The following is a 17,214-nucleotide window of genomic DNA, read 5'->3' on the forward strand; positions in this document are numbered from 1 at the left end:
GGTCAGGGGTGGAACAGGGCGGTGACTTCGTCGGTATCGATATCGGTGCGGCATCCGCTCGATTCGAGCTCGACGTAGAAGGTCTCGTAGCCGCGCGGATCGGCCCCGCTCACACCGGTGCTGCGTCGCTCGAACACGCGTACCCCCGGCCACCGGTCGAGCACAGCTGTTCTCAGATCGTGTCCGTCCGGGGAGGTTCCGGCGAGGGGTCCGTATTCGGCGATCATCACCGCGGTTACGGTGCCGCCTGTCGACGCGGTGGTCACCGGAAAGACCGTCGATCCTGTCGATGCCGGACTGTCGACGGTGATGGAATCGGTCTCCATCCGCCGGGTGCCCGCCACTGCTCGTGCGTCGTTCGTCATCGTCGAGCCTCCGCCGTCGTCGTGTCCCTGCAGATCATCACCGGGCAGCGCGCGTGCCGAGTGAGGTTGCTGCTGGTCGATCCGAACAGTGCTCTCGCAACCACTCCTCGTCCGTGACTGCCGACCACCACGAGGCCGGCACGCTTGGACAGGTCTATCAACAGATGCGCCGGATTACCCTGTTGCACAACATGTTCGACGGAGACGTCCGGATACTTCTCGCTCCATCCGGCAAGACATTCCGAGAGCAGCATTCGCTGCTCGCGCTCGATCTCGGCACTGTCGGGCGATCCCGGCAGGGAGAGCGCAGCCCCCTGGGACAACGGGCTCCAGGCAAGCGCGGCGATCATCGGCACATCCAACAACGACGCCAGATCGAAGGCCTGCTCGACGGCCACCTCACTCGTCGCACTGCCGTCGATACCGACGAGGATCGGTGCGTCGACGGTGCCGACTCCCTCCCGCCAGACGATCACCGGACACAGGGCCGCGTTCGAGGTCTCCTGCGCCGTACTCCCGAACAACGCCGACACGATCGGGCCGGAACCGGAGTTGCCGACGACGAGTATGCGCGCGGTGCGGGAGTGCCCGACCATCATCGTGCATGCGGTCGCTTCCGCCACCGAGGTGGTCACGGCAAGGTTCGGATGACTGGCCAGCACCGCGGTAGCAACGTCGGTGACGACGCGTTCGGCCGCGCGCCGCTGCTCGTCCCACACCTCCCTCGGCACCACCGATGCGGACTCGCCCATGTAGAACATCGGTTGCTGTACAGCCGCGGCGATCAGCAACGGGGAATCCACCCTCTCGGCCAGGGTGGCCGCCCAGCGGGCAGCGTCGATACTGGTGGGCGAGCCATCTACGCCGACAACGATTTTCTGGTGTCCTGCGAGAATCATGATCCTCTCCTGTTCGTTGCGCGGGCGGGTGCCGAGAGCACCGACGCCACCGCGTGTCGTGGGGTTCGGGGTGGCGGTGACCCGACCATCGGTTTACCGACTCGAATCAGCACCTGCGCCACGCCTTTGCGTGCAGCGAGAGACTCGACCAAGCGCCTGCTACCCGACTGTTCCGTCATGTGAGTCAACGGGCACGTCGCCAAGCCGTCCGCTGTCGCTGCCAAGAGGAAGGAGGACATGGCTCGACCGCTCTGCAGCCAATCCAGGCGTTCGTCCGATTGCGTCTCGAGCAGCACCACGGTGGATTCGTCCTCGACCGGCTCCTGTGTCACGGTCGCGGCGACCCGGTGCGGCTCGGGGAACACTCGCCCCACCTGCACCCTCGATGCATCCGCGCGGTTCGTCAGAGCCTCGGGCGGAATTCCTCCCGATCGGAACGCGTGCCCGGCCCACCATCTGATCTCCGCCTGATACGTCGCGTCGTACTTTCGTACGCTCGCGCTCAGTGTCGATGCCTTAGCCAACGTCTCTTTCGACTCGGTCGACAGGACGGTCATCTCGGTGCCGTAGCGCTCCTGACCCAGATATCGCGTCAGAACGCGATTGCTCGGCACCGGCCCGAACGCTCTCCGATCCGAGTACCGCCGATTGATCGCGGTCAGCAGGTCGAATTCGTGCGACCGGGGATGCGCGTCGTGCACGAAACGAACACGCGCGAGATGATCCGGTGCACCCGGGGTCGGCAACAGGTCGATCTCTGCCGTCCACCTGTTGGCTGCCGCGGCCTTCTGCAGGTGGTCCAAGGCAGCCCCGCAGCTCATCACCATCTGTCGCTCGGTCGGGTCTATCGCCCCGAGCACGCGCGAGCTGTCGGTGTACAGATCGAGTACATGCTCGGAGTAGATCCACCTCCACGGCTGACTGTTGTGCACCGACGGAGCGCGACACGCGAGCTCCACCAGCATCTCCACCACGGCCGTATCCGGCTGATCGTTCATCGTCTCTCCTCGGACTCCCACCGCGATGCGGTGACTCCACCCACTCTCGCCCCGAGCTCGTAGTGCTCGACAGGGCCATTCGTCACTCGATGGAGGGCACTTGAGACGGACGCTTTGGGTGCATGCCGATCGAGGCCCGCAACCACAGGTTTAGTGTTGACGGTGAATGCGACTCAGGAGCGGAACCTGAGAACGCGACCGAGGATCCACGTCCGCCGACCGCTCAGGAGAGTCATGACGACCCCGCAGAATCCCCACGAAGACATAGACGTCAAACCGCGCAGTCGCGACGTCACCGACGGACTGGAGAAAACGGCAGCGCGCGGCATGCTCCGCGCCGTCGGGATGGGCGACGAAGACTGGGGCAAATCCCAGATCGGCGTCGCGTCGTCGTGGAACGAGATCACCCCGTGCAACCTCTCCCTGGAGCGTCTGGCGAAGGCCGTCAAGAAGGGCGTCCACGCCGCCGGCGGCTACCCGCTGGAATTCGGCACCATTTCGGTGTCCGACGGTATCTCGATGGGTCACGAGGGCATGCACTTCTCGTTGGTCTCCCGTGAGGTGATCGCCGACAGCGTCGAAACCGTCATCAGCGCAGAGCGTCTCGACGGTTCCGTCCTGCTCGCCGGTTGCGACAAGTCGCTGCCCGGAATGCTCATGGCCGCAGCGCGTCTGGACCTGGCGAGTGTTTTCCTCTACGCCGGCTCCACGTTGCCCGGGTTCGCGACCCTGTCCGACGGCAGCGAGCACCAGGTGACGATCATCGACGCCTTCGAGGCCGTCGGCGCCTGTTCGCGCGGACTGATGTCACGCGCCGACGTCGACACCATCGAACGCGCCATCTGCCCAGGCGAAGGTGCCTGCGGCGGGATGTACACCGCCAACACGATGGCCAGCGCCGCCGAAGCGATGGGAATGTCGTTGCCCGGCAGCGCATCTCCCCCGCTCCCGATCGCCGACGCGACGGATTCGCCCACGCCAGCGGCGAGGCCGTCGTCGATCTTCTGCGACGCGGCATCCGCACCAGCGACATCCTCACCAAAGAAGCGTTCGAGAACGCCATCGCCGTCGTCATGGCCTTCGGCGGCTCGACCAACGCGGTGCTGCACCTGCTCGCCATCGCACACGAGGCGCAGGTGGACCTGACCCTCGCCGACTTCACCCGCGTCGGCGCGAAAGTTCCGCACCTGGCGGACGTCAAGCCGTTCGGCAAGCACGTCATGACCGACGTCGACGCAATCGGCGGAGTGCCCGTGGTGATGAAGGCTCTGCTCGACGCCGGCCTGATGCACGGCGACTGCATGACGGTCACCGGAAAGACCGTGGCGGAGAACCTCGCTCACATCGCACCCCCGGACCCCGACGGCAAGGTTCTGCGCGCACTCGACAAGCCGATCCACCCGACGGGCGGCATCACCATCCTCGAAGGCTCACTTGCCCCCGGCGGAGCCGTCGTCAAGTCCGCAGGCTTCGACTCCGACGTCTTCGTCGGCACCGCACGAGTTTTCGAGCGTGAACGCGCGGCCATGGATGCCCTCGAAGACGGCACCATCGCAGCAGGCGACGTCGTGGTCATCCGCTACGAAGGACCCAAGGGCGGACCGGGAATGCGCGAGATGCTCGCGATCACCGGAGCCATCAAGGGTGCGGGACTCGGCAAGGACGTCCTGCTGCTCACCGACGGCCGATTCTCCGGCGGCACCACCGGCCTCTGCGTCGGACACGTGGCACCCGAGGCAGTCGACGGCGGACCCATCGCCTTCGTCCGCGACGGTGACCAGATCCGACTCGACGTCGGCAAGGGCACCCTCGACCTGCTCGTCGACGCAGCCGAGTTGGACTCCCGCGCACAGGGCTGGGCACCACTGCCGCCGCGCTACACCCGAGGAGTGCTGGCCAAGTACTCCAAGCTGGTGGGATCGGCATCGAACGGTGCGGTGCTGATCTAGCCGACCCCTTCCCGCCCGCCCCCTGCCGCCCGCCCCAGGTTCGGCCCGCCCCAGGTCCGGATCAATGTGGATTTCAGTCAGTCAGTGCACAACAAAGGCGCATTGATCCCAGCGGGGTGGGCGAACGGGGTGGGCAGGTGGGACGGTCGGGGTGAGCAGGTGGGCCGGGCGAAACTACAGCGGCATTGCCCACATGGAGCTCGAGCGCTCCTTGAACGCAGTGCAGTTCGCGTGTTGCTTGCTGGCCCGTTGGTAGAAGGTCTGTAGCGGCAAGGTGGGTTCGGTCGGCTCCGGTGCGGGCGCAACCGGAAGGTCGCTCAGTTCGAGCGCTGCGTCGAGGGCTTCCTCGGCCTCGACGCGTCGGGTGCACGCCAGGTTGGACAGGGCGAGCTGGTGGATCGTGACGCGGTCGCCGGACTTGCTGTCCACCGTGGCCTGTCGGGCGACGGAGGCGTCGAGCTCGTACACCTTCGAGGCCAGCTGATAGATGCTGGGACGCTCGAGCTCGGCGTCCACCAGAGCCGGCTCGGCCACGGTACGCACAGCTGCCGGTGTGGCCTCCGCGGTTCGCAATGCATGCCGTGCGCCGGATTTCTGGGGCTTCGCCGACGGCCGCTCCAGTAGTTGCTCGAGCTCGGCGACCTCCCGATCTGCTGCCGGGTCCTTGGTCGGCGGTGCGACGAAGGGCACGATCGGCTCGAACGCGATCTTCTCCGACGACGTCACCTCAGACGCATTCTTGGACGGGATGAGCAGCGCCACGACCACGGTGCCGACGCCGAACACCACGGCGGCAACGACGCTCGTGTGCACCACCGCGTCACCGAACGCCGCGACGGCGTTGGCTTCGAGATTGTCGGCGAACCCACTGAGGAATGCGTTCTGGTCGCGGATGACGTCGGAGACGATCACCGCACCTGCCAGCGAATCCTGCGATGCGGCAAGCCCTTCTGCCGCCTGCCCGGTGTACTGGCCGTTCGGTTGCTTGCCGGGGAAGGTCTGCAGAAATCCTTCGATTCCCTGACGGTAGGACGCCGCGAGCACCGATCCGAGCACAGCGATGCCGAGCGATCCGCCGAGTTCGAGGGCGGTGTCGTTGAGGCCGCCGCCCACCCCGAGCTTGCTGTCCGGGAACTCGCCCATGATGGAGTCGGTGCAGGGCGAGACGGACAGGCCGATTGCGAGACCGAGCAGCGTCAGCACGGGCAGAAAGTCGGAGTACGTTGCCGTCGCATCGATCCCGATGAGCGAGACGACCGACAGCGTTCCCACGACCATGCCTGCGGTGACGGTGATGCGCGGTCCCAGTTTCGGCGTGAGCCACATCGTGATTCCGGATCCGACGAAGACTGCGCCGGCCAACGGCAGTAGGTGAATGCCGGTGGACACCGGACCGTAGCCGAGAGCGAACTGGAGGTATTGGGCCACGAAGTAGATGGCGCCGAAGGTGACGAGGAAGAAGATCAGCACCGCGAGAGTGGCACCGCTGAGGATGCGGGAGGAGAACATTCGGACGTCGAGCAACGGATTGGGATGGCGCAGTTCCCATCCCACGAAGCCCAGGACCGACAGCAGCCCGACGAGCGCGAAGTACAGCGGCCCGACCGTCCAGCCGAAGTGCATCCCCTCGATGATGGCGTACACGATGGTCGACACGGCCAGCACCGACAGCAGACCACCGATCCAGTCGATCGCACCCGGGGCGACGGCCCGTGACGGTGGGACCAGCACGACGGCTCCGACGATGGCGGCCAACGCAATCGGAACATTGATCAGAAACGTCGAATGCCAGGTGAAGCTCTCGAGGAGCCAACCCGCCAACAGCGGACCGGCCGCGATCGCGAGTCCCGAGGTGGCCGCCCACACGGTGACAGCGGTGGCGCGCTCACGCTTGGGGAAGGTCGCCACCAACAGCGACAGCGTGGCGGGCATGACGATGGCAGCGGCCACACCCATGACGATGCGGGCCAGGATCACCCCGAGGGTGGCATCGGTGAGCGCCCCGGCCACAGAACCGGCGACGAAGATGATCAGGCCGAGAATCAGAGCGCCGCGGCGGCTGTAGCGATCTCCGATCACACCGCACAGCAACATCAACGACGCGTAGGGGACAGTGTAGCCGTCGATCACCCACTGCAGGTCGCTGCTCGTCAGACTCAGGTCGAGTGTCATCGACGGTGCGGCGACCAACAGCGACGTGTTGGCCATAACCACGATCAGCAGGCTCAGGCACAACACCACCAGCGCCGACCAGCGTCGCGGGTACGGTTTGTGCATATCTTGGACAGGCGTCATCGCAAGCAGTGTCATCGTGTGTTCCCCCCCGTTGGCAAAGTGCGAGACACACCTTGCACAGTGCTGTGCAGCTTAGGAAGCATCGTCTAGGATCGGCAATCTTTTGTGGCGGCAACCACACTCCCGGCCCGCGATCGTGCTAGATGTTGTCGTGTGCGCAAGACGACGGAGTCGAGTTCGTCTGCACGGGACGCAGCAGCGCCGCCCGTGCAACGACGTGACGCCCGGTCCAACCGAGCGCGAATTCTGCATGTTGCACAAGGGGTCCTGGCAGACAACCCCGATGCAACCATCAACGACGTCGCTGCCGCCGCGGGAGTGGTCCGGCGAACCGTATACGCCCACTTCGCCTCTCGCGAAGCTCTGATCGACGGTATCGCTCTGGAGGCAGCGGAACGAATTTCGGCTGCGCTCACCCGAATTCCGGCCGTGGACGAATCCGCGGTGACGGTGTTCGTTCGGCAGACGCTGGCTCTGGCACGCGTCGGTGATCAGTACCGGCTATTGCTCTCGGTCGCACGATCCGATCTGGGACACAACAGCATTCACGATCTACTGACTCCGATGCGCGACGCGGCCGCCGCGGTCATCCGGCGAGGACAGCGCGAGGGTGTGTTCTCCTCGTACCTCGCTGCAGAAGTACCGATCCTCAACATCGAGGCCATTGCGTTGTCGATCCTCGACGCCACCAACGCCGGCTTGATCGGGGATCCGGCGGGAGCTGCGACGACATCGAGCCTGGTGCTGCTGGGAATCGCGCCGGACGACGCGGAACGCATCGTTGCCGACGTTCGGTCGTTCGACTCGTCCTCTCGCGCCCGCTGACAGCAGCACGGACCTCGCGAACGACGAAGGCCCCGTTCGCGCGATGTAGTGCGCGAACGGGGCCTTCGGCCGAAACGGGTGGATCTAGGGAGCCGGGACGAATCCTGCGCCGAGTCCGTTGCCCTGATCGACGTTGCGAAGGATCGCGTCGAAGTTGGTGCCGACCTCGGGGCCGAAGCACGCCACGCCGAGGTAGGCGTTGACCATGCCGACGAGGGTGTTGCCGACGACGACCGGGCTGCCCGAGTCACCTTCGACGACACACAGCTGAGCCCAGGTCTCCTGCGACTGCAGGATGTCGCCGTACGCGAGTCCGCAGGTGTTGCCGGTGGTACGGCCTTCCTTGCAGACGATGTTCGGGAACGCCGTCGGCGGGCCGACCTGAGAGATTGTCACGTTGCCGACGCGGTTGATCGGTGCGACCTTGTCACGCTGGAATTCGATGAGGGCGTAGTCGTATTCCGGGTTGGAGAACGCGATGCGGCCGACCTCACCGAGGGAGGTGTCGTACTCGGGAACGATGGAGGCACCCGCTTGGCCACAGTGACCGGCGGTGAAGCCGACCAGGTTTCCGTTGCGGTCGTTTCCGATCGTCGTCAGCGTGCACTCGGCCTGGCCTCCGACGATGATTCCCGAGCCGCCGCCGAGAGCAGCTGGAGTGGCCGCGGATGCGGTCCCCACGCCGACGCTGGCTACGATTGCAGCCGCCCCCACGACGACGAGCATGAATTTCTTGAACATGTACTCCCTCTCAGCGGTGTCGGCAGAACCCTAGCAACAACAGGTGTACGAGCACGAGCGAGTCGTTCATACGTCCTGCTCGAGGGCTGCAAGCGTCGTGCGCGCCTCCTCGAGTTGGCGGCTCAGTTCTGCAACGCGTCGGGCAGCCTCCTCGCGCGCGTGGGAGATGACGGCCTCGACCGCGTCACGTGCGGTGGGATCGCCCAACTCTCGGACCGCGCGACTCACCGACTCCGGGCTCACCGGTTGCGCTTTGGTGGGCCGTTTCGCGCCCTGGGTGACCGTGACCGACCAATCGTTGTCGGCCCCGGCATGAATGGTGACGCTGATTCCGCCCGGCGCCTTCTTCGGTCGACGCGACGCCTGGATCGGCGCGGGTCCCGCCGATCCCGTCGAAGCGGCAGGAGTGGATGCAGTCGGTGCCACGGGTGCTGTGGGGGCCTTCGGTGCAACGGCTGCGGCCGGTCGCTTCGGGGCCGGGGCCGATGCGGGCACCTGTGGCTGCGTAGGCGCGGACGGCGGGATTCGCTTGGCGGCCACGCGTTTCGCCGGCGCGGGCGGAGTGGCTGGATTGCGGGTGATGCGCAGTTCCTCGGCCTCGTAGGGCAATTCGTCGTTGACGCCCTTCGGGCTGATCGTGACCGTGTTGCCGTCGATCGACACGACCTTGGCCGAGGTGCCGTCGGGCAGGCCGAGACTCGGGTTCGGTTCACGGAGATAGACGGTGGCCCTACGTCCCTCGGCGAGCGCCGCGGCCAGTGTCGTCAGATTCTCGGGAGTCAACGAATCGTTCACAGCGCGCCCACGGGGTGGCATCGACTACCGGCCTTTCTCGAAAGTGTTTGCGAATACTGTCGCACATATGCAGGTGAGATGTGGCCGGGGCAGCGCAGGGCGCGTCGGATCGGCGTATCGAGAGGAGGTTATCTGTTAATCCAAGTAACTGTAACCGCAAGTAACTGTTACTTGGATTAACACTTAGATTGAGGTGGCCGAGAAGTCCGATGCGCCTCACTCTAGACGACAGCCCTCGCGCGCGCCCGTCGAGTCCATACGATGTGCCGTCGCCCCCGCGCGGGTACGGGCGAGTAGCCGCGTGACTCTCGGCGAGATCGGTGTCCCGGAGCCACCTCACCGAACCGCCCTCGCGCGCGGTTTCTGCCGCGTAGCCTGGCGGCGTGCCTTCTTGCGCAGGTACGGAACAGGAGTCTCGATGTACCACCTCGACGCGGACGAGCAGTCGCTCAGCGACGGTCCGCACGTGTATTTGCTCGATGCCAAATCCACCCTCGAGGTTCAGGCTCTGAATCAGTGGATCGACGCCACGACTCCCGACGGCGAGCCCCGTCCACCCTCGGTGGTGCTCTCCGGTGAGGCGAGAACGTCTCTGTCGGACAGTGTTCGCGGTTACGCCGACGATCCGCTGCTGATCCCGCTTCGAGTGACGCTGTCCGATCGCAAGAGCGGAATACTGCACCGGATCTTCGCGCCCCGTGGTCGGTCCAAGCCCACGCAGGTATGGCAGCGATGGGTGGCGGGCGACGATCCCGACCACTCCGCAGTTCTCGTCGGCGAGCCCGCGACGCTCAGTGATCTGCAGGATCGGTTCGAGCGCGGCGGCGGCACGTCACTGTCGTCGTTCATTCTGCGGCAGGCCAGTCTGGCTCTGGACAAAGCCGAGCGCGGCGTCATCGGCTCCGAGTACAAGATCCCGCGCTTCGTCGTCGAGGACATGACCGAGCAGAAGAAGTTCCGGGACGGCATCACCGAGCTCGCGGAGGAAGTCGGTCAGGATCGCGACGCCGTCGACTCGCGCGTCCACGACATCCTCGGCGAGATGGTCGCAACCGAGACCCGCCGCGCAGTCGAGATGTGGGGAACGCTCGGGGCGTACTTCTCTCGGGCGTACAAGGTCGATGTGGACCGTGATCAACTGCAGAAGGTGCGCGAACTCAACAAGAACTATCCGTTGGTGTTCCTGCCCAATCACCGTTCCTATCTCGACCCGCTCGTGCTGCGTCCGGCGCTGTTGGCCGAAGGGTTGCCGCTCAACCACGTCATGGGCGGCATCAACGTCGGCTTCTGGCCGTTGGGTCCGATCGCCAAACGCAGTGGCGTGGTGCTGATTCAGCGCAAGTTCTCCGACGCGATCTACAAGTGGACGCTGCGTCAGTACATGAGCTTCCTGCTGAGCAAGCGGTTCAACCTGGAGTGGTACATCGAGGGCGGCCGTAGCCGCACCGGAAAGCTCCGCCCGCCGCGGTTCGGCCTGTTGACCTATCTGGTCGACGCACTCGAGACCAGCGATGCAGAGGACGTCTATCTGGTTCCGACGTCCATCACCTACGACCGTCTGCACGAGGTCGGCGCGATGGCCGAGGAATCGCACGGAGCGAAGAAGCAGGCCGAGGGCATCCGGATGGCCATCGGCTACATCCGCGCACAGGGCACGTTGCGCGGCAACGTGTACCTCAACTTCGGCGAGCCGATGTCGGTCGCGTCGATCGTCGCCGACAACCCCGACAAGCGGGTGGCGGTGCAGAAGATCGCGCTCGGCGTCTCCCACGCGATCAACGACGCGACTCCGGTGACTCCGGCGGCGTTGGTCACCATGGCCCTGCTCGGCATCGAGGATCGCGCCCTCAACGTCAACGAGATGTGGGCCATCATCGCCCCGCTGGCCCGCTACATCAAACGCCGCAACCTGCCCACCGCGGGCGGAGTGGACATCGCCGACGTCGACGTCGTCCGCTCGGCCGTCATCGCACAGGTCAACGCCAACGTCGTCAAGCGTTTCGACGACGGCCCCGAGCCCCTGTTCTATCTGGCTCAGGACAAGCACCTGGTGGCAGCGTTCTTCCGCAACAATGCAATCCACTTCTTCGTCATGCGCGCCATCGGCGAGTTGGTCGTTCTGCCGACCAGCGGCGATTCGGCGCCACTGACCCAGGAATCTCTGTGGCAGTCGGCACTGCAGTTGCGCGATCTGCTCAAGTTCGAGTTCTTCTTCGGCGACAAGAAGGACTTCGGCGAACGGCTCGAATCCGAGGTCGATCTCATCGATCCGGACTGGCGCGCCCACATCAGCGACCCGGATTACGCTGCGCGACAACTTCAGTCACAGGATCTGCATCTGGCGCACCGCGTGTTGCAGCCGATCTTCGAGGCGTATCAAGTGGTTGCCGATCAGCTGATGTTGCTGCCTCAGAGCGGTGAGTTCGACAAGCCCAAGTTCATCGCGGAATGCCTCGGTGCCGCTCAGGCCAGACGGCTTCGTCAGCAGCTCGATCACAGCGAATCGATCTCCGGCGAATTATTCGATACCGCACTGCAATTGGCGGCAAATCGCGATCTCGTCGATTCCAGTTCCGACGGTATCGCACGCCGACGGCGAGACTTTGCACTCGAGATCGACGAGTGGGCGCGCAAGGTGCGTACGATCCGCGACATGGCCCACCGCATGCTGCGCGAGGTAGAACCGATCTCGGCCCCCGAGGAGAACAATTCATGACCGAGTTCGACGATCGACTGATCGCGATCGCCGCCGCTCCACCCGGCCGAGACACCGTTGCGTTCTTCGATCTCGACGGCACCCTGATCAACGGGTTCTCGGCCCGTGCAGTGTTTCTCGAACGACTCAAGACCCTCGACGTGACGGTCAAGGAACTGTGGGAGATATCGAGCGCCGTCGTCGAGATGCGGATGCGCAACTCCCCGGTCGACAACCTGATGGGCAAGGCCGTCCGCGGTCTGGAGGGCCGTCGGGAAGAGGATCTGATGGAACAGGCATACACGCTGTTCCGCAACGAGATCGCGCCGATGATCTACCCGCAAGCCCGCATCCTCGTCGAGGCCCACCGCCACGCCGGGCATCGACTGGTGATGGCGACCTCGGCCACGCCGTACCAGGCGCTGCCGGTCCAGCAGGACATGATGTTCGAGACACTGTTGTGCACCACTCCCGTGGTCACCGACGGAATACTGACCGGGGAGCTGGTCGGCGATTCGCTGTGGGGACCACGCAAGGCACAGGCCGCGATCGACTACGCCGACCGTGAGGGAATCGCTCTCGCCGGCTGCTTCGCCTACTCCAACGGCGGTGAGGACGTGCCACTGCTCGAGGCCGTCGGCCGCCCCGTCGCACTGAACCCGGATCCCGAACTACAGCGGTACGCGGCGAAGAAGAAGTGGCCGTCGCTGACGTTGGAGAGTCCCAAGCGCGGCACCGATCTGACCTCCGCCGTGCGCAGCACCGCCGCTCTGGGGTCGGTGCTGGCCAGCGCGTCGATCGGCCTCGGCCTGGGACTGCTGACACGCAGCCGCCGCACCGGAGCGAACATCACCAGCACCATTGCGCCGGACATCGCGCTGACCATCGCCGGAGTGAAACTCGACGTGACCGGCACCGAGAACGCGTGGTCGGCGCGGCCGGCTGTGTTCATGTTCAACCATCAGAGCACCGCCGACTCGATCATCGTCACCTCCATTCTCCGACGGGACATCACCGCGGTCGCCAAGCGCGAGCTCGAGCGCGACCCGCGATTCGCCCTGCTGGGCAGGATCTTCGACGTCGCCTACGTCGACCGTGGCGATCCCTCTCAGGCGCGGGAGGCGATGCGTCCGGCCATAGAGAAGTTGCACAGTGGCATCTCGGTCGCCATCGCGCCCGAGGGCACGCGTATGCCGACGTCGCGTCTCGGCCGGTTCAAGAAGGGCGGCTTCCACCTGGCGATGCAGGCCGGAGTGCCCATCGTTCCGATCGTCATCCACAATGCCGGAGACGTGATGTGGAAAAAGGATTTCACCGTCCATTCCGGTACCGTCAAGGTCACCGTCGGCGAGCCCATTCCCACCACGGACTGGGAGCCCGAGAAGATCGACGCGTACGTGGACGATGTCCGTTCCTATTTCGACAGAACGTTGGGATATGCCTGAGAACCAGATCAACTCGGTGGTGCAAGCGGAGATCGAACGCAATCTCCTGGGGGGCACGCCGAAGTACACCCGATCCGACATCGTCAGCAGGTCGGGGCTGCCGCTCGAACGGGTCATCGCGCTGTGGATCGGTATGGGCTTTCCGATCCACACCGACACCGAGGCGGTCGTCTACACCGACGCGGACCTCGAGGCACTGAAGCTGATCACCGGACTCACCGAGCAGAAGGTCATCAAGTCCGAGATGGAGGTCGCTATTGCGCGCACTCTCGGCCAGTCGATGTCCAGGCTCGCGGAATGGCAAGTGGGCGTGGTGAACTCTCACATCCTCGAGCGGATCACCAGCAGCGAGGAAGACCAGAACGACATCGACGCCATCCGGCGCAACGCCAGGGACATCGCCGCCGAGACGGTCCCCACCCTCGAAGCGCTCCAGGCGTATACCTGGCGTCGGCACTTGGCCGCGGCGGCCGGACGGTCCATCGCCGCTCCCGACGACGCCACCGACAGCCCCGTCATGGCCGTCGGCTTCGCGGACATGGTCGGCTACACCAGCCTGACACGTCGACTCGACATCGGCGAACTGACGACGCTCCTCGAGGAGTTCGAGTCACTGGCCACCAATATCATTGCGCGCGGGCGTGGTTCGGTGATCAAGAACGTCGGGGACGAGGTGATGTTCAGCGCGCAGACGCCCGAGGACGCCGCCCACATCGCCCTCGACCTGCAGGACGCATTCGCCGAGCAGGAGGACATGCCGGACCTGCGGGTCGGGTTGGCCTGGGGCCCGGTTCTCGCCCGCTACGGGGACCTGTACGGTTCGGTGGTCAACATCGCTGCGCGCCTGACCAGTTCGTCCAATCCGGGAACGATCCTGGTCGACACCGTCATGACCGAGGAACTGCGGCACGATTCCGAGTTCTACCTCAAATCGGTCCGCTCGCTACGGGTCAAGGGTTTCCACAAGCTCAAGCCCCATCGACTCAAGCGCAACAAACGCAGCGGTCACCGGAGCGAGGAGTAGAACTCCAGGTGACGACGCGCGGCCTCGTCCCACGTCAGGCTGCGCGCCAGAGTCAGCCCCGGCGACGAGTCCAGCGGTGCCACGAGCGCACGTTCCAATTCGGCCGCCATGGCCTGCGCCGTGGACGCATAGGTAACGCTGTCTCCGAACACTTCCCGCAGTACCGGCAGATCTCGCGCGACGACGGGAGTCGACGCAGCGAGAGCCTCCATGGCAGCCAGTCCGAAACCCTCCTTGGTGGAGAAGAACGGCAGCACGGCGGCCTGCGCCACGAGGTGCGGCAGTTCGTCGTCGTCGACGGTACCGAGTATCACCGGCTCGATACCGAGTTCCGTTGCGCGGCGGTCGAACTCCGTCCGATAGTCGCGGTAGTCGAACAGCGTCTCGCCGCCGGCGAACACCAGTCGCAGATCGTGCGCACGCAGCCGCGCGAAGGCGTCGAGCAGATCGAGACTGCCTTTGCGTGGTTCGATACCGCCCACTGCGAGCACGTATCGGCCGAGCTTCTCGCGCCAGTGTGATCGTCCGGATTGTGCAGCTGCGGTGAACCTCTCGGCGTCGACGCCGTTGGGAATGACCGTGGGCTCGAATCCCCATCTACGGTGAACATCGCCGGCCACCGCTGCCGACACGCAGATGCGTGCATACGGGGCGGTGATCGCGCGTTCGTGACATGCGGCCAGCTCGGGCGTGGTGAACTCGTCCAGGTGATGGATGGTCCTGATGCAGCGGCCGACGGCGTTGGCGGAGATGCAGTCCTGCGCATGGACGATGTCGTACTCGTCCGACGTGAAGGCCTGCCGCAGAACATCTATGGACCGCAGAATTCGTTCTCCGACGTTCTCACCGTCCCGATGCTCGAACGGGACCATTCTGATGTCGACGGCGGGGTCGACGGTACGAAAGAACGTGCTGTCTCCGCCGCGGCCGAGCGACCACACAGACACGTCCTGCCCGGCGCGCGCCAGTGCCTCCGCCAGCGCCAGCGTGTGCACCACTCCACCGCGCGGCTTGGACGAGTAGGTCAGCAGACTGATCTTCACTGACCCGGCTTCTCCTGCAACAGATTCGGATATGCGTCCACGCGACGTTCCGCCAGGTGATGCAGCCCCCGTCGAGCTCGGTCGACCTCTGCATCGACATCGATCTCGTGCACCGCGAGGCCACCTTTGGACCAGGTCCGCGCCAGGACGTCGCCACCGGGGCCCACGATCTTCGCCTGCCCGAGAAAGCGCAGGGAACCCATCACCCCGGTTTGATTGGACGAGACCAACACCACCTGGTTCTCGGCCGCCCGGGCCGCGTCGTACAGATCGAACAGACGGGACTGCCGATCGTTCGGCAGCGAGGACGCCCTATCGGTGACGCTTGCGGGCCACGCGGACAGCGCCGCAATGATTCTCGCACCATCGAGTGCCAACGTCCGCGCCGACTCCGGGAACGTCTTGTCGTAGTCGATCAGCATCCCCATCCGCCCCACCGGGGTATCGAAGGCCTCGAACCGGTCACCGGCCGCGTAGGCGAGCGACTCCCCGAGCGGCTGGTGCACCTTGCGGTGACTACCCAGAATGCCGTCCCCCGTCAGACACGCGGCAGCGTTGTACCGCAACCCTTTCGACAGCTCGGTGTACCCGATGCAGATCGTCATGTCTCCGGCCGCAGCGATGATCGCCGCCAGTTCCGGTCCGTCGGGATCGAGGGTGGGCGGCAGTTCCGCGGGATCCGGATTGCTCAGGCTGTTGATGTAACCCCCGAGGGACGCGTCGGGCAGCACCAGGAGATCGATGCCTTCTCGGGCCGCACTGGAGATGATCGTGGTGATCTTCAGTACGGCCCGGTCGACATCTCTCCCGAAATGTGCTGCCAGCGCGCCGATCTTGATGGGGGCCAATGGGGACTCAGACCATCTGGCTCTGCGGCTGCGCTGAGCTTCGGGACTGTACTGCACTGATCTCCAGACCGATCTGGTCGGCGAGGAACTGCGCGTCCCGGGCCACCGAGGCGAAGCGCCCCGAACCCCAGGTGTGCTGCCACGGAAGGCCCAGGAAGTACAGGCCCGGCACCGAGGTGACGCCGCGATTGTGCGTCGGGTGCCCTTCACCGTCGAAGGCACTGACCTTGAGCCACCGGTAGTCGGTGCGGAAGCCGACGGACCAGACGACGGCCTTGATATCCGCAGTGGCGAGGTCGAGTTCGGTGGTCTCGATCTCCGGACGCCACACCGGCACGTAGCGATCCTCGGTGGGAGCGCTGATTCCCTCGCGCTCGATGTAGGCGTCGATGTTGTCCTTGATGCTTTCGGCCACCCGATCCGCTGCATCGAGAGATGCTCCGAGAGTGGGTGCGAACTGCAGAACGCCGTCCTCGACACCGAGCAGTCGGCCGTAGAGCTTCATGCCCTCGGTGGCGAATGCGCGCAGGTCGATGTCTCGACCACCGTCACGTCCGGTGACGTAGTGATTCGTGTTCTCGCGTTTGCCGACGCCACCGGGTTGATCTTCGATGGAGACATCGTAGACCCCCATGTCGTGCAACCAGGCGACACAGTCGCGGCCGCGATAGAAGCGTGCGACGCGGGGAGCGGTGCCGGCCACCAGGTGGACGCGTCGGCCGTCGAGGTGCAGGTCCTCGGCGATCTGGGCACCGGACTGTCCGGTGCCCACCACCAGTACGTCTCCGTCCGGGAACTGGTGTGAACCGCGGTAATCGGACGAGTGCATCTGGACGATGTGGCGAGGTAGCTTCTCGGCGAACCGCGGGATGGTGGGGATGTGATACCCACCGACGGCGACGACGATCTGGTCGGCATGCATGGGGCCGGCGGAGGTCTGCAGGTCGAAGCCACCATCCAGGCCCTGCAGAGCTTGGTCGACCGAAACATGTTCTCGTACAGGCGCATCGAAGCTGTCTGCGTAGCGTCTTACGAAGGCGTAGACCTCGTCGCGCTGCATGAATCCGTCGGGATCGTCACCGTCGTAGGAGTATCCGGGAAGTGCGCACTGCCAATTCGGCGTCACGAGAGTGAAGTTGTCCCAGCGCGAGTCCTTCCACTCGTGCGCGATGGTCTCGCGCTCCAACACGACATGTTCGATGCCACGCTGCGTCAGATGCCAGCTGATGGCCAGGCCGGCCTGGCCGCCGCCGATGACGATCACGGCGTGGTGCTCTGTCACGCTGTTCGGA

The 17,214-nt window shown here is 65.1% G+C and carries 13 protein-coding genes and 1 pseudogene; 5 read left to right on the top strand and 9 right to left on the bottom strand.

Annotation, left to right across the window (positions count from 1 at the left end; translation table 11 throughout):
• Positions 1–2: 2 nt before the first annotated feature.
• From AYK61_RS15085 to AYK61_RS15095, 3 genes are read right to left on the bottom strand one after another with little or no spacing between them, the layout of a single operon-like run.
• Positions 3–365 carry a hypothetical protein gene (locus AYK61_RS15085; RefSeq protein ID WP_121871380.1) on the bottom strand — a complete coding sequence of 121 codons (363 nt, stop codon included), beginning with the start codon at positions 363–365 and terminating at the stop codon, positions 3–5.
• Positions 362–1,264 (bottom strand): universal stress protein, encoded by a 903-nt coding sequence (locus tag AYK61_RS15090; protein ID WP_121871381.1) that lies wholly within the window; start codon positions 1,262–1,264, stop codon positions 362–364. The genes AYK61_RS15085 and AYK61_RS15090 overlap by 4 nt, the downstream gene beginning before the upstream one ends.
• The gene (locus AYK61_RS15095) at positions 1,261–2,262 is read right to left on the bottom strand and encodes an Acg family FMN-binding oxidoreductase (protein ID WP_121871382.1); all 1,002 of its coding nucleotides are present in this window, start codon (positions 2,260–2,262) and stop codon (positions 1,261–1,263) included. Before AYK61_RS15095 ends, AYK61_RS15090 begins: the two co-directional genes overlap by 4 nt.
• Positions 2,263–2,496: 234 nt before the next feature.
• On the opposite strand from AYK61_RS15095, the pseudogene ilvD reads away from it, so the two are divergent.
• A pseudogene (gene ilvD / locus AYK61_RS15100) lies at positions 2,497–4,211 on the top strand (dihydroxy-acid dehydratase).
• 174 nt (positions 4,212–4,385) lie between these two features.
• On the opposite strand, the gene AYK61_RS15105 reads toward ilvD, so the two are convergent.
• Entirely contained in the window at positions 4,386–6,521 is a 2,136-nt protein-coding gene (locus AYK61_RS15105) for an MFS transporter (protein WP_121871383.1), read from the bottom strand.
• 138 nt (positions 6,522–6,659) lie between these two features.
• Between AYK61_RS15105 and AYK61_RS15110 the strand changes: the two genes are divergently transcribed.
• A complete protein-coding gene (locus tag AYK61_RS15110) occupies positions 6,660–7,331 on the top strand; it encodes a TetR/AcrR family transcriptional regulator (protein WP_183130294.1) in 672 nt (223 codons plus the stop codon).
• 84 nt (positions 7,332–7,415) lie between these two features.
• On the opposite strand, the gene AYK61_RS15115 is transcribed toward AYK61_RS15110, so the two are convergent.
• Entirely contained in the window at positions 7,416–8,072 is a 657-nt protein-coding gene (locus tag AYK61_RS15115; protein WP_121871385.1) for a serine protease, read from the bottom strand.
• 66 nt (positions 8,073–8,138) lie between these two features.
• Entirely contained in the window at positions 8,139–8,888 is a 750-nt protein-coding gene (locus AYK61_RS15120) for a DUF6319 family protein (protein ID WP_121871386.1), read from the bottom strand.
• 397 nt (positions 8,889–9,285) lie between these two features.
• On the opposite strand from AYK61_RS15120, the gene AYK61_RS15125 reads away from it, so the two are divergent.
• The 3 genes from AYK61_RS15125 to AYK61_RS15135 are packed head-to-tail and all read left to right on the top strand — an operon-like array spanning position 9,286 to position 14,031.
• Positions 9,286–11,583, top strand: coding sequence for a glycerol-3-phosphate 1-O-acyltransferase (locus AYK61_RS15125; protein ID WP_121872776.1), 2,298 nt, complete (start codon positions 9,286–9,288; stop codon positions 11,581–11,583).
• Complete coding sequence (locus tag AYK61_RS15130) at positions 11,580–13,007, top strand: HAD-IB family hydrolase (RefSeq protein WP_121871387.1); 1,428 nt, start codon at positions 11,580–11,582, stop codon at positions 13,005–13,007. Before AYK61_RS15125 ends, AYK61_RS15130 begins: the two co-directional genes overlap by 4 nt.
• The gene (locus AYK61_RS15135; protein WP_121871388.1) at positions 13,000–14,031 is read left to right on the top strand and encodes an adenylate/guanylate cyclase domain-containing protein; all 1,032 of its coding nucleotides are present in this window, start codon (positions 13,000–13,002) and stop codon (positions 14,029–14,031) included. The genes AYK61_RS15130 and AYK61_RS15135 overlap by 8 nt, the downstream gene beginning before the upstream one ends.
• Here AYK61_RS15135 and AYK61_RS15140 read toward each other — a convergent pair.
• Genes AYK61_RS15140 through AYK61_RS15150 form a run of 3 tightly spaced genes read right to left on the bottom strand, consistent with a single transcriptional unit; the run spans position 14,013 to position 17,204 of the window.
• On the bottom strand, positions 14,013–15,074 hold the full coding sequence (locus AYK61_RS15140; RefSeq protein ID WP_121871389.1) for an MSMEG_0565 family glycosyltransferase: 1,062 nt from the start codon (positions 15,072–15,074) through the stop codon (positions 14,013–14,015). The genes AYK61_RS15135 and AYK61_RS15140 overlap by 19 nt on opposite strands.
• Positions 15,071–15,922 carry a carbon-nitrogen hydrolase family protein gene (locus AYK61_RS15145; RefSeq protein ID WP_121871390.1) on the bottom strand — a complete coding sequence of 284 codons (852 nt, stop codon included), beginning with the start codon at positions 15,920–15,922 and terminating at the stop codon, positions 15,071–15,073. Before AYK61_RS15145 ends, AYK61_RS15140 begins: the two co-directional genes overlap by 4 nt.
• Before the next feature lie 7 nt (positions 15,923–15,929).
• Positions 15,930–17,204: an MSMEG_0569 family flavin-dependent oxidoreductase gene (locus tag AYK61_RS15150; protein ID WP_121872777.1), complete on the bottom strand. Its 1,275-nt coding sequence runs from the start codon at positions 17,202–17,204 to the stop codon at positions 15,930–15,932.
• Positions 17,205–17,214: the final 10 nt, after the last annotated feature.

Source organism: Rhodococcus sp. SBT000017 (genome assembly GCF_003688915.1).
In the GTDB taxonomy this organism is placed as follows: Bacteria; Actinomycetota; Actinomycetes; order Mycobacteriales; family Mycobacteriaceae; genus Rhodococcoides.

Coding starts and splice junctions, on each gene's coding strand:
- AYK61_RS15085 (WP_121871380.1), bottom strand. CDS start 365: ATGACGAACGACGCACGAGCAGTGGCGGGCACCCGGCGGATGGAGACC.
- AYK61_RS15090 (WP_121871381.1), bottom strand. CDS start 1,264: ATGATTCTCGCAGGACACCAGAAAATCGTTGTCGGCGTAGATGGCTCG.
- AYK61_RS15095 (WP_121871382.1), bottom strand. CDS start 2,262: ATGAACGATCAGCCGGATACGGCCGTGGTGGAGATGCTGGTGGAGCTC.
- AYK61_RS15105 (WP_121871383.1), bottom strand. CDS start 6,521: ATGACACTGCTTGCGATGACGCCTGTCCAAGATATGCACAAACCGTAC.
- AYK61_RS15115 (WP_121871385.1), bottom strand. CDS start 8,072: ATGTTCAAGAAATTCATGCTCGTCGTCGTGGGGGCGGCTGCAATCGTA.
- AYK61_RS15120 (WP_121871386.1), bottom strand. CDS start 8,888: ATGCCACCCCGTGGGCGCGCTGTGAACGATTCGTTGACTCCCGAGAAT.
- AYK61_RS15125 (WP_121872776.1), top strand. CDS start 9,286: ATGTACCACCTCGACGCGGACGAGCAGTCGCTCAGCGACGGTCCGCAC.
- AYK61_RS15130 (WP_121871387.1), top strand. CDS start 11,580: ATGACCGAGTTCGACGATCGACTGATCGCGATCGCCGCCGCTCCACCC.
- AYK61_RS15135 (WP_121871388.1), top strand. CDS start 13,000: ATGCCTGAGAACCAGATCAACTCGGTGGTGCAAGCGGAGATCGAACGC.